General features: G+C 71.3%; 12 protein-coding genes and 2 pseudogenes. 6 read left to right on the plus strand and 8 right to left on the minus strand.

What is annotated here, in order from left to right:
- From VET29_RS28745 to VET29_RS28755, 3 genes and pseudogenes are all read left to right on the plus strand, one after another.
- Positions 1-308 (plus strand): annotated as a pseudogene (locus tag VET29_RS28745) (glycine/betaine ABC transporter substrate-binding protein); the annotation flags it as partial.
- Entirely contained in the window at positions 301-1,068 is a 768-nt protein-coding gene (locus tag VET29_RS28750) for an ABC transporter ATP-binding protein (protein WP_324926086.1), read from the plus strand. The pseudogene VET29_RS28745 and the gene VET29_RS28750, both read left to right, overlap by 8 nt.
- 11 nt (positions 1,069-1,079) lie before the next feature.
- A complete protein-coding gene (locus VET29_RS28755; protein ID WP_324926088.1) occupies positions 1,080-1,937 on the plus strand; it encodes a TauD/TfdA dioxygenase family protein in 858 nt (285 codons plus the stop codon).
- Positions 1,938-1,979: 42 nt separating this feature from the next.
- On the opposite strand, the gene VET29_RS28760 is transcribed toward VET29_RS28755, so the two are convergent.
- Both VET29_RS28760 and VET29_RS28765 read right to left on the minus strand, forming a co-directional pair.
- The gene (locus VET29_RS28760; RefSeq protein WP_324926090.1) at positions 1,980-3,581 is read right to left on the minus strand and encodes a gamma-glutamyltransferase; all 1,602 of its coding nucleotides are present in this window, start codon (positions 3,579-3,581) and stop codon (positions 1,980-1,982) included.
- Positions 3,582-3,715: 134 nt separating this feature from the next.
- Positions 3,716-4,318 (minus strand): NADPH-dependent F420 reductase, encoded by a 603-nt coding sequence (locus tag VET29_RS28765; RefSeq protein WP_324926093.1) that lies wholly within the window; start codon positions 4,316-4,318, stop codon positions 3,716-3,718.
- 82 nt (positions 4,319-4,400) lie between these two features.
- On the opposite strand from VET29_RS28765, the gene VET29_RS28770 reads away from it, so the two are divergent.
- Positions 4,401-4,880, plus strand: a complete 480-nt coding sequence (locus VET29_RS28770; protein WP_324926095.1) for a MarR family winged helix-turn-helix transcriptional regulator — start codon at positions 4,401-4,403, stop codon at positions 4,878-4,880.
- Between the two features lie 81 nt (positions 4,881-4,961).
- Positions 4,962-5,216 carry a Smr/MutS family protein gene (locus tag VET29_RS28775; RefSeq protein ID WP_324926099.1) on the plus strand — a complete coding sequence of 85 codons (255 nt, stop codon included), beginning with the start codon at positions 4,962-4,964 and terminating at the stop codon, positions 5,214-5,216.
- Here the strand turns inward: VET29_RS28775 and VET29_RS28780 are convergent, their stop codons facing one another.
- The 4 genes from VET29_RS28780 to VET29_RS28795 all read right to left on the minus strand — a co-directional run bounded on the left by VET29_RS28780 (position 5,217) and on the right by VET29_RS28795 (position 9,516).
- Positions 5,217-6,173, minus strand: coding sequence for a threonine ammonia-lyase (locus VET29_RS28780; RefSeq protein WP_324926101.1), 957 nt, complete (start codon positions 6,171-6,173; stop codon positions 5,217-5,219).
- 82 nt (positions 6,174-6,255) lie between these two features.
- Positions 6,256-7,086: a class I SAM-dependent methyltransferase gene (locus VET29_RS28785; RefSeq protein ID WP_324926105.1), complete on the minus strand. Its 831-nt coding sequence runs from the start codon at positions 7,084-7,086 to the stop codon at positions 6,256-6,258.
- Positions 7,087-7,261: 175 nt separating this feature from the next.
- On the minus strand, positions 7,262-8,830 hold the full coding sequence (locus VET29_RS28790) for a carboxylesterase/lipase family protein (RefSeq protein WP_324926108.1): 1,569 nt from the start codon (positions 8,828-8,830) through the stop codon (positions 7,262-7,264).
- A 95-nt stretch (positions 8,831-8,925) separates the two neighbouring features.
- Positions 8,926-9,516 (minus strand): TetR/AcrR family transcriptional regulator, encoded by a 591-nt coding sequence (locus VET29_RS28795; protein WP_324926111.1) that lies wholly within the window; start codon positions 9,514-9,516, stop codon positions 8,926-8,928.
- Between the two features lie 118 nt (positions 9,517-9,634).
- Between VET29_RS28795 and VET29_RS28800 the strand changes: the two genes are divergently transcribed.
- A complete protein-coding gene (locus tag VET29_RS28800) occupies positions 9,635-10,177 on the plus strand; it encodes a hypothetical protein (protein ID WP_324926115.1) in 543 nt (180 codons plus the stop codon).
- A gap of 161 nt (positions 10,178-10,338) precedes the next feature.
- On the opposite strand, the gene VET29_RS28805 is transcribed toward VET29_RS28800, so the two are convergent.
- A complete protein-coding gene (locus tag VET29_RS28805) occupies positions 10,339-10,617 on the minus strand; it encodes a hypothetical protein (RefSeq protein WP_324926119.1) in 279 nt (92 codons plus the stop codon).
- Between the two features lie 248 nt (positions 10,618-10,865).
- A pseudogene (locus tag VET29_RS28810) lies at positions 10,866-11,242 on the minus strand (glutathione ABC transporter ATP-binding protein); the annotation flags it as partial.

The raw sequence follows: 11,242 nt of genomic DNA on the forward strand, positions 1-11,242 counted from the left end.
GGCTCGCCGCCACCGACGACGCGCTCAAGCTGATCAAGACCGACCCGGACACGGTCGCCGCCGCGGTCGGCCGTCAGATCGGCATCAGCACCGATGACGCGCTGTCCCAGCTGAAGCAGAACATCTACCTCGACCACGCCGAACAGCGCGGCCCCGACTACTTCGGCACGACCGGCAAGCCCGGCAGGCTGGCGGACCAGCTGCGGTCCGCGGCCGAGTTCCTGTACGAGCAGAAGAAGGTCGACTCCGTGCCGGACCTGGCGACGTTCCGCGCCGCCCTGCGGGTGCCGGGAGCCGGCGGTGCCTGACGTCGCCGAACTGCGTGCGGTCGAGCACACCTACCGCACCAAGGCCGGACCGGTGCCCGCCCTCGGGCCGCTCGACCTGCGGGTCGCGCCGGGGGAGTTCCTGGTCGTGGTCGGGCCATCCGGTTCGGGCAAGAGCACGTTGCTGCGCCTCCTTGCGGGGTTCGAGCATCCGTCCATCGGGGACATCACGCTGCTGGGCCATCCACCTGTCCCGGGGCGCGATGTCGGCGTGGTGTTCCAGCAGCCCCGCCTGTTCCCGTGGCGCACGGTCGCCGGCAACATCACCGCCGCCCTGCGGTGGGCGAGGGTGCCGAAGCCGGACCGGCCGGCGCGGACGGCGGAGCTGCTGTCCTCCGTCGGGCTCGGCGACCTCGGCGCCCGCCGGGTCTGGGAGGTCTCCGGTGGCCAGCAGCAGCGGGTCGCCATCGCCCGCGCCCTCGCCGCGAGACCGAGGCTGCTGCTCATGGACGAGCCGTTCGCCGCGCTGGACGCCCTTACCAGGGAACGACTCCAGGAGGACGTGCGCCTGCTCGCGGACGAGGCCGGCAAGGCGGTCGTGTTCGTGACCCACAGCGTCGACGAGGCGGTCTTCCTCGGCACTCGCATCATCGTGCTCACCGACCGGCCGGGCCGCATCGCGCTCGACCTGCCCATCGACCTGCCGCGCCATGGTGTGCCCGCCGACGAGCTGCGTGGCTCACCGCGGTACGCGGCGCTGCGCGGCGAGGTGGCGTCCGCCGTCCGAGCTACAGTCTCCTGAAGGAGGTTCCGGTGACCACGACAGCACTCACGGCCGAACCGCTGACGATCACGATCGGCGCCACGGTGCCGGCCGTCGACCTGGCTTCCGACCTGACACCGGAGGTGGTGGCGGGGATCCGCGCGACCCTGCTGGACCGCAAGGTCCTGGTGTTCCCCCGGCAGCGGCTGACCCCCGACTCGCACCGGGCCTTCGCCGCGGCACTGGGCGAGCTGACCCCGGCGCACCCGATCGTGCCCGGCCTCGACGACGAGCACCCCGAGATCTACGTCCTCGACAGCGGCGACGGCGGCAAGGCACCCGTCTGGCACACGGACGTCACCTTCACCCGCACGCCCCCGCTCGGCTCCGTGCTGCGCGCGGTGGACCTCCCACCGGCCGGCGGCGACACCTGCTGGACCGACCTGGAGGCCGCCTACCTGGCGCTGTCCCCGCAACTGCGCCGCCTGGCCGACGAGCTGGAGGCGGTCCACGACGGGCGCAAGGACTTCGAGGAATACCTGAACGTCCGGCTGTCCGGCGAGGGAAACCTGTGGGAGGGCGAGCGAGTCCGGTCACTCGACCCCGTGACCCACCCGGTCGTGCGGGTACACCCCGAGACGGGCCGGCGCGCCCTGTTCGTCAACCCCGGCTTCACCACCCACATCAAGGACGTGACCGAGACCGAGAGCCGAGCGCTGCTCGACATCTTCTTCGCCGTCGTCGGCCGCCCGGAGCACAGCGTCCGCCACCGCTGGAGCCCCGGCGACGTCGTGGTCTGGGACAACCGCAGCACCGCCCACTACGCCGTCGACGACTACGGCGACCAGCGCCGGGTCATGCACCGCATCACCATCCGGGGTGACCGGCCGGTGGGACCGTCGCACTGAGCACGGGCGTGGACCTCGCTGCCCGCGGAGCCGGCCGCGCGGTCAGATCCCCTCGACCGTGCCGCCGGACACCGGGGTGCGTGCGCCGACGAGCACGCCGTCCGCGGTGTTGACGCCGAGGTCGATGCCGCCCCAGAAGCCGCGGGGGATGGTTCGGTCCGCGGCCGGCCGGACGGCGAGTGACTGTCCCAGCTCCTCGGTCCGGCGCAGCACCTCCGGGTCGAAGCCGTCCTCGATGACCTGCGGCACGGCCGCCATCGCCGTCTCCCACACGCGTTCCCGGGGTACGCCGGCCTCCCGTGCCCGCGAGATCGCGTCCTGCCAGACCGAGCCGACCTGCTTGCCCTTCATCCGTTCCGCCACCGTGGTGGTCACGCTGTCGCCGGCCAGGTAGTCGGGTCCGTGGAACATCGGGCGCCGCACGACCTCGGTCACCGGGATGCCCAGCGCGAGCACCCCGTGCAGGCACTGGAGCGTGGCGCAGTGCAGCCCGGCGCCGATGGCGCTGGACGCCAACACCGGCCGCCCGGCGCGGAGTGCGATCGCCGGGTTCACCGGGAACGGCAGGTGCGCTCCCGGCGTGAGCCGGGCCAGCAGGTGCTGCTGGAAGGAGGCCGAGTCCGGAATGGACACACCGCCGGCGAACAGCCCGGTGCTGCCCCACAGGCTGGTGTTGATCGAGTGACAGGCGGCGGCGACGTTGCCCCGCGCGTCGGCGGCGAGCACGAAGTCCGAGTGGCTGCCGGGCCGCATCGCGTGCCGGCTGATCCTGATCAGCTCGTGCAGTGCCTGCGGGTCGGTCAGCGGATCACCGACGTCCCCGGCCAGCCGCAACGCCTCGGCCAGGCCGGCGCCACCGGTGTCTGGCCTGCCGATCGTGTGCACCTCGGTGCCGTGGAAGTCGACGGTGACCGGGTCGGCCCAGAGCGGTGCGTACCCGGCCAGGTCGTCCAGGCCGGCCCTGCCTCCGGCGGCGCGCACGACCTCGACGAACTCACGCGCCCACGGACCTCGGTACATCCAGTCGGCGCCGTCGGCGGCGATCCCACGCATGGTCCTGGCAAGCTCGGGCTGCCGGAAGGTGTCACCCCTGCTCGCGCGGAACGACTCGGGCAGGACATCCCTGCGCAGGTCGAACTGAGCCGCACGAATGGCGCCGACCGGAAATCCCCGCTCGGCGACATGGATCGCCGGCCCGAACAGGTCGGCCCAGGGCAGCACGCCGAACCGGTCGTGCGCGGCGGCGACACCGGCCATGAATCCGGGCACCAGCGCCGTACGCCCGCTCGGCTCCGGCGCCCTCGGGATGCTGGCCGGATCGTCCTCCTCGGCGAACGTGGCGTAGCCCGCGCTCAGCGAGTCGGTCCGGCCGCCGCCGGTATGCACCATGGCGAACACGCCCGCGTAGCTGACCCACGAACCGGCCGCCAGCGCGATCTGCGTCAGCGAGGTCGCGATCACCGCGTCAGTGGCACTCCCGCCCGCCTCGAGGACCTTGCGCCCGGCGAGTTGGGCGAACGGACCGGTCGAGCCGACGACCATCGCCGTGGTTCCCGTGCCCGAGGCCCCGTCGGAGTCCGGCCTGTCGATGCCGAGGCTCAGGTAACGGCGGACCTCGTCACCGTCCCACGTCGTCGGGTCCACGGATCCTCCTGCCGGCAGGTCGTCAAACCTACCGGCGTGGGCCAGGTCGAGCGGTTCGACGTCGGTGCCCTGGCGCACCCGGACCGACGGGCACCAACCGCGTCATGTCTCATCGCGTTGCTGACATGGCCCGCTCAGAGCGGCCGCTCGATGAGGTTGCGCAGCACGAGGGCGTTGGGCGCCTGGATCAGCCGGCCGCCTTCGTCGATCCGGCCCAGCTGGACGGCGGCCAGGCCCAGGTCGCCGACGAGGTCCGCGACCCGGTCCCCGGCGTCCGGCGAGTCGGTCGCGATGAAGATCACGCGCCGGCCCACCTCCGGGTCGAGCTCGGCGGCCAGGGTGTTGGCCGGCAGCTGGTTGAAGGCCTTGACGACCGTGGCGCCGGGCAGGTTCTCGGCGGCGTAGTGCGTGGACAGCCTGCCCCGCAGGACTTCCGCCGAGTTGGGCGAGTAGTGCGCGTTGGTGGTGTCGACGACGGTCTTGCCCGTCCAGTCCGGCAGTGACCTGCCGAACTGTTCGACCGCGGCGAACGGGACCGCCATGAAGATGGCGTCGCTTTCCAGCGCCTCCGCCAGCGGAACGGGCCGGACGCCGGAACCCAGCGACGCGGCGAGCGGACCGAGGGACGCCGGCCCACGGGTGTTGGCGATGCTGACCTCGATGCCCGCTCGGGCGAACAGGCGGGCCAGGGCCGACCCGATGTTCCCGCTCCCGACGATCGCATGCCGCGTGGTCATGACTGCCTCCGATTTGGTTAACGTGTGAACCTCAACGTAGGCATGCTTGGTTAACATGTCAACCAAAGGTAGGGTGGCGGTCATGACACGGGCGCGATGGCTGACCGAACAGGAACAGCGGGCCTGGCGCAGCCTGATGACGATGCAGGACGGCCTGTCGGAGTACATCGAGCGCCAGCTCCGCACCCGGTGCGGGCTGTCCGGCGCCGACTACCAGGTCCTGGCACACCTGTCGGAGGCGCCGGAAGGCCGGTTGAGGTCCTTCGAGCTGGGCCAGCTGCTGCGCTGGGAGAAGAGCCGCCTGTCCCAGCACCTGGGCCGAATGCAGACCCGCGGCCTGGTGACCCGCGAACGGTGCGAGACCGACCAGCGGGGCGCGGTCGTCACCATCACTCCCCGGGGCGGCGAGCTGATAAGGGCCGCGGCGCCACAGCACGTGGCCGACGTCCGCGACGCGCTCATCGACCACCTCACCGAAACGGAGCTGAGGACCCTCACCACCATCGGCGACAAAGTCCGCGAACGCTTGACGACGTTGGGAAAAGGAACCAGCGACACGTGAAAGGCCTTCTGCCGCGGGTGGGGCAGAGGCCAGGCGCGGTCGTACGGTGCCGATCGCGGCGTGGGGGAGGACCATGTCGGTGTGAAGCTCAAGCTCGACCTCCATGAGTTCTACAACCGCGGCGCGGAGATCGACCGGGCCCTGCGGGCGATCATCGACGAGGCGGTGGCCAAGAAGGCGCCGCTGGTGGAGATCATCCCGGGCAAGGGCTCCGGGGCGTTGAAGAAGCACGTGCTGCGTTTCCTCGACCGCAAGGAGATCAAGGCGCTCTACCACCGGGTGGAGAAGGACTCGGACAACTTCGGCCGGGTCTTCGTGCACTTCCGCTGGAAGTAGCTACTGGTGCACCCAGCGGTGGTAGGCGTCGAGGTCGACGTTGCCGCCGCAGATGACGGTGACGACGTGACGGCCCGCGAAACGGTCCCGGTCCTCCAGGACGGCGGCGACGCCCAGCGCGGCCGATGGCTCGACGACCAGGCCGGTGTGCTCCAGGAGCATCCGCATGCCCGCGATGATCGACGACTCCCGGACGAGGACGGCGTCGTCAGCCACGACGAGGAGGTCCGCCAGGACCGCGGGGATGGGGTACCGGCCGGCGACGCCGTCGGCGATGGTGTCGGCCGACTCGGTGGTGACGACGCGGCGCTCGTGCCAGGAGCGGGTCATCGCCGGTGCGCCCGCGGGCTGCACGCAGATCACCTCGACGCCGGGTACCAGGGTGTTCAGGACGTAGCCGACGCCGGTGGCCATCGCGCCGCCGCCCAGGGCGACCAGGACGGCGTCGAACGACTGGTCCGCCAGCTCGAGGCCGATCGTCGCGGCGCCCTCGCAGGTCTCGATGTCCAGGCTGTCCTCGAGCAGCCGGATGCCGCGCCGTCGCGCGATGCTCACCGCCCGCTCGCGGGCCAGCTCGAAGTCGCCGTCCACCAGAACCAGCTCCGCACCCAGCGCGCGGATCCGGCCGAGCTTGGCGGCAGGTGCCAGCCGCGACGCCACGACCGTCACCTCCAGGCCGCGGCGGCGGGCCGACCAGGCCAGCGCCTGGCCGAGGTTGCCGGCGCTGGCGCACACCACCTCGGTCCGGCCCTGCTCGGCCAGCAGGCTCGTGACGAGCTCCGTACCCCTCGCCTTGAAGCTGCGGACCGGGTTCGCCGTCTCCAGCTTGACGCTGACCGTGCAGCCGAGGCGGCGGCCCAGTGCGTCGCACGGGTATGCCGGCGTGTTCAGGAACAGGGGATCGATCACGTGGCGCGCCGCGTGGATCCGGTCGAGATCAAGGCGCGTCCTGAGCACGCCGAGACCATACACATGCGACAGTGCCGGCATCACGGCATCACGGCATCACGGCATCACGGCATCGTCGGCAGCGCCGGCGTCACCGGCGGAAGCGGCCGGCCTCCGGTGCGGCTGATCCCTGGCGGCGAGCCGCGATGAGCCAGGTGCGTGAGTCGAACCAGACGCCGTCGGTGGTGGTGTGCTCGGCCATGACCGTGCGCAGGCGGTCGAGTGCCTGTGCGGCCTCGTCGGCGTCGAGCCGGGTGAGTGGGTCGCCGGCCATGCGCAACGTGCGGACGGCGTCGACGGCCGTGTCGGGATCGGGGCCGTAGTAGACGGGTTCGCGTACGTCGGTGATGTGCACGTCGGTGAATCCCGCCGCGGTCAGCACCCTGTCCACCGCGGCCGGATCGGCCAGTGAGAACGGATCGACGGCGGTGGCCGGCGCCGGGCCGAGTGCCCGCTGGATGGCGGTCGCCCACTCCTGGTGGTTCCGGTCCTGCCAGACCAGCTGCACCAGCCGTGCGCCCGGCCGCAACGTGCGTCCGATGTTGGTGAACGCCTCGACCGGATCGGTGAAGAACATCGTGCCGAACCTGCTGATCCCGAGGGTGAAGTGTTCCGGCGGGAACGGGTGAACCTGCGCGTCCGCCTGCTCGAAGCGCACGTTGCGCAGGTCCTCGGCCGCGGCGAGGGTGCGGGCACGCGCCACCATCACCGGGGACGTGTCAACGCCGAGTGCGCTGCCTCGAGTCGCCAAGCCGGCGGCCTCACGGGTGGCTTGGCCCGTGCCGCAACCGATGTCGAGGACGAGGTCGTCGGCGCGCACATCGACGGCCTCGCGTAGCCGCCGCTGGTAACGACGCAGCTCGGCGTCGTAGTCGAACATCCCGTTCGGCGGTGGTCCGTCGCCCTTCCCCCGATCAACCATGGGGCCATCATGGCAGCGGCGTCGGCGACGGCTTCGACGGACAACGGGGGCGTTGCGGTGGAGCACTGGACGGGTCTTCCTGTTCGGCGAACGAGTTGGTGGTGCTTCTCGTCCGGACGCCGGACGACCCCTCCCTCAGCTCAGCCCCTGCCAGGTGTCACCAGCGGGTTGCGGGTCACATACGGGTCTCCCAGAAGGTGCAGTGATGTTCGGTGGCCAGGGCGACGCCGGTGATGTTGTCGGGGGCCAGTGACTGGACGTACGGGCGGTGTGGGGAGAAGCGTGGCCAGTTGGGAACGCCGGTGCGGTTCGGGTCGCCGGTGCGGTTCGGGTCGCCGGTTGTGGCGAACGCGGTCCAGTAGTCGATCATCTGGTCGGACAGTCGCTGTTGTGCCGGGGTGAACGGAGGTTGGTAGCCGCCGAGGTCGAAGAACGACCACAGGTCCGATGCGTGTTGTGCGCCCAGCGGCATCGTGGGTGGTGCGGGGGAGAGCGGCGGCGGGGTCGGGTCGGCGAACTCGTACTGATGCACCCGGGTCCGCGCGGCGAGGCCACGGGAGGTCTCGTACTGGGGGCAGGCCCACATCCGGTCGGTCACGATCGCGGCCCAGGTCAGCGCCGCCGAGCCGTACCGGCCGGTCGGGTACTCCGACCGCACCGCGGCGGCCCGTGCGCCGTAGGTCTCGTCGAGCACCGTGTCGAAGGTCTGGTCGCTCATCGGGGTGCCCTGGTCGTACGCGGCGATCCACGGTCTCGCCTCGTCGTGGGTGGTGCCGGACAGGACCGGGACCCGGTGGAACCGCCCCTCGCGCACCGCGTCGCCCGGATATCTCGGCAGTACCGGTGTGCCGTACGCGGGTTGGACGAACGCCTGGTGCACGGCCATCAGGTCGGCAACCGGCAGCTTCCGCAGGCATGCCACGTCCGCGCACCCGAGGTCCGCGGCGATCTCCCTGCCCTGCTCGGTGACCGAGGACAGCGGCTGGAAGATCGTCGCCGCCTGCTCGCCCCGGTACTCGAAGTTGTCCAGGTACTCGGTCGCGCAGGAACCGCTCTGCAGCACGGCCTTGTCGAACAGCCCGGCCGCCGTGGGCGAGGTGAGCTGCGCGCACACGCTCATCGCACCCGCGGACTGCCCGGCGATGGTCACGTCGTGCGGGTCACCGCCGAACGCGCCGATGTTCGCCCGTACCCATCGCAGCGCGGCCTGCTGGTCGGCCAGCCCGAACGTGCCGGAACCCGCGAGCCCCGGCAGCCCGAGGAACCCGAACACGCCGAGCCGGTAGTTGATCGTCACCACGACCACGTTCCCGCGCTCGACGAGCCGAGGCGCGTCGTAGTTCGAGCCCGCGCCCATGAAGAACCCGCCGCCGTGGACCCACACCACCACGGGCCGGTGCCGGGCCGCCGCCGGTGCGGTGACGTTCAGGTACAGGCAGTCCTCACTCGTGCTGCCGTCGGGCAGTTCCCCCGGCAGCTGCGCGCACGCCGGCCCCGGCCGGGTCCCGTCCCGCACGCCGGACCACCGCTCGGGTGGTCGCGGGTCACGCCACCGCAGCTCTCCCACCGGCGCCGCCGCGTACGGGATGCCCTGGAACACCCGGGTGTCCTCGAACACCCGCCCACGCACCGCGCCGTCCCCGGTCCGCACGACCGGGTCACCCGCCGCGGACGCCGGACCAACCGGTGTCTGTGCCGCCACCACACCGGCCACGACCAGCGCCGTCAACCATCGTCGTCGCATCACAACCCCCTTCGAGTCGACCGAAGTCCACCCGAGGAGTGGCCGTGGCCGCGACGGCCCAATGTCTAGATCGACCTCGACCAAAGTCGAAGGGCTCAGCCGGTGGCAGCGGGGGAGTGCCGCAGGATTCCTTCGATTCCCCGGAGGAACGTCTCGCAGACCGCGGCCGGGTCGGACAGGCAGCCCGCGGCCATCGCGCCGTCGCGCAGCATGACGAAATGCCGGCCCGCGGGCTCGGCCGGCGACCGGCCGGTCCGCGCGAGCAGGTCGGTGACCGTGCGAAGGAACCACTCGCGGTGCGCGAGGACGGCTTTGTGCACGGGATGCTCGGGATCCGGATACTCCGCCGCGGCGTTGAGGAAGGCGCAGCCGCGAAACCCGGGCGACTCGATGTCCTCGGCGATCGACCTGGCGATGGCTCGCAGGGCGTCCGCCGGCGGCCGGCCGCTGCCGACGGCCTTCTCGGCCCGATCGCGGATGGCCTGGTCGGCGCCCCGCAGATACGCGACGACGAGCTCGTCCTTGCTGGGGAAGTGCCGGTACAACGTCGCGCGGGTCACCTTCGCCTCCGCGACGATCCGGTCGATCCCCACGGAGTGGAGCCCTTCCAGGTAGAAGAGCCGGGTGGCGGTGCCGAGCAGCCGTGACCGCGCCTCGGACACCTGACCTCGTGTGTTCCGCTCCATTGTGCCGAGCGTAGCAGATAGAACGTTCGGTCTTGACATGACGGCCGACGTACTGTCACTGTTACGACAAGACCGAACGTTCTATCTCTATGGCGCTCGCCCGTACCGAAGGAGCTTCATGACCACCGTTACCGCGGCCCCCGCCGCCATTGCCCCCTCCCTGCGGCGCCTGTACCTCGTCCGGTTCGGCTTCGCGCTCGTCTGGGCCGGTCTGCTGGTCACGACCGCGTCGCACCTCGGGCCGCTCGGCGTCAGCCTGCTGGTGCTCTACCCGCTGTTCGACCTGGTCGCCGCCGTCGTCGACACGCGTTCGTCGAAAGCGACGACCCTGTACGTCAACATCGTGACCAGCGGGGTCGCCACCGTCGGCCTCGCCTTCGCCGCGTCGTCCGGCATCCCGGCGGTGCTGCGGGTGTGGGGTGCGTGGGCCATCGTGTCCGGTCTGAGTCAGCTCGCCGTCGGTGTGCTCCGCCGCAACCTGGACGGTCACTGGCCGATGATCATCAGCGGCGCCATCTCGGCGGTCGCCGGGACGGCGTTCATCCTGATGGCGGCCCAGGAAGGCGCGTCGCTGGCCAACCTCGCCGGCTACGCCACGCTCGGCGGCCTGTTCTTCCTCGTCTCGGCGCTGCGCCTCGGCCGTGTCACCAAGAGGCGCTGACGTCGGGACTCGCGGTGCACGAACGCGGGACTCGGGGTGCGTGAACGCGGGACTCGATGTGTGTGAACGCGGGACTCGCGGTGTTTGAACGCGGGACTCGCGGTGTGCGGAGGTGGGACTCGGCTGGTCCGGACGCGCCTGATGGTGATCTGCGGTGCTGGTTACGGTCGGTACGGTTCTGGTGGGCCGTCGGGGAGGGAACTCGTGATCGTGTCCGCGGCGTCCGTCGCCGAGCCTGTCAGGTCGGTCGCGGTCGCGCCCAGTTCGTCGACGGTTCCCGTGGCCTGTTCGGTCACCTGGCCGGTGGCGTCGGTCGCCGACTGGGACAGATCCTGTACCTCCTGCGCGCCTGGCAGGTCGCCCGCGAGGTCGCCGACCTTCTCGGTCGCGCCGGACAGCAACTCGCCGGCCTTCTCGCGGATGGCGTCGAACAGGCCCATGGCGCACAGCTCCCTCGATCGACAAAACAGACAGTTCAGACAATACCGGTATTCGCGTCGTTACGCTCCGCCGGATTCGGGCCAGCTCGCCGAGGCGGCGCGGCGCAACCGTCTCACCGTGCCCACGACCGCGGTCGGCGCCGCCCTGGTCGGGCCCACCACACAACGGCTTCACCACGTTCGGCCGTCGGCCCGTCCGGTGGATCCGGGTGCGAGTGCTGATCAGGACATGACGCCGGGCTTCCGGATCACGTCGCGGCCGGGGACCGCCGGTTGAGCTCGCGCCAGGCCTCGCGCCGTCGGCGTTGTTCGGCGGGTGCGGCGACGGGAGCGGCGGCGAGCAGGCGCTGGGTGTAGGGGTGCAGCGGCCGGCTGAGCACGGCCGAGGTGGGTCCCTGCTCGACGACGTGTCCGCGGTGCATGACCGCGACCCGGTCGGCGAGCTGTTCGATGACCGCGAGGTCGTGGCTGATGAACAGGCACGCGAACCGGTGCTGCCGCTGGAGTGCGCGGAGCAGGTCGAGGATGCGGGCCTGCACGGACACGTCCAGGGCGCTGGTGGGCTCGTCCGCGACGAGCAGGTCCGGTTCGAGTGCCAGCGCGCGGGCGTTGCACACCCGCTGGC

Origin of the sequence: Actinophytocola sp., assembly GCF_035634895.1 — a bacterium.
Lineage (GTDB): Bacteria > Actinomycetota > Actinomycetes > Mycobacteriales > Pseudonocardiaceae > Actinophytocola.

Bases quoted from the DNA above. Each gene is read 5' to 3' on its own strand.
- VET29_RS28800 (WP_324926115.1), top strand. From the start codon at position 9,635: ATGACCACCGTTACCGCGGCCCCCGCCGCCATTGCCCCCTCCCTGCGG.
- VET29_RS28785 (WP_324926105.1), bottom strand. From the start codon at position 7,086: ATGGTTGATCGGGGGAAGGGCGACGGACCACCGCCGAACGGGATGTTC.
- VET29_RS28790 (WP_324926108.1), bottom strand. From the start codon at position 8,830: ATGCGACGACGATGGTTGACGGCGCTGGTCGTGGCCGGTGTGGTGGCG.
- VET29_RS28765 (WP_324926093.1), bottom strand. From the start codon at position 4,318: ATGACCACGCGGCATGCGATCGTCGGGAGCGGGAACATCGGGTCGGCC.
- VET29_RS28770 (WP_324926095.1), top strand. From the start codon at position 4,401: ATGACACGGGCGCGATGGCTGACCGAACAGGAACAGCGGGCCTGGCGC.
- VET29_RS28795 (WP_324926111.1), bottom strand. From the start codon at position 9,516: ATGGAGCGGAACACACGAGGTCAGGTGTCCGAGGCGCGGTCACGGCTG.
- VET29_RS28805 (WP_324926119.1), bottom strand. From the start codon at position 10,617: ATGGGCCTGTTCGACGCCATCCGCGAGAAGGCCGGCGAGTTGCTGTCC.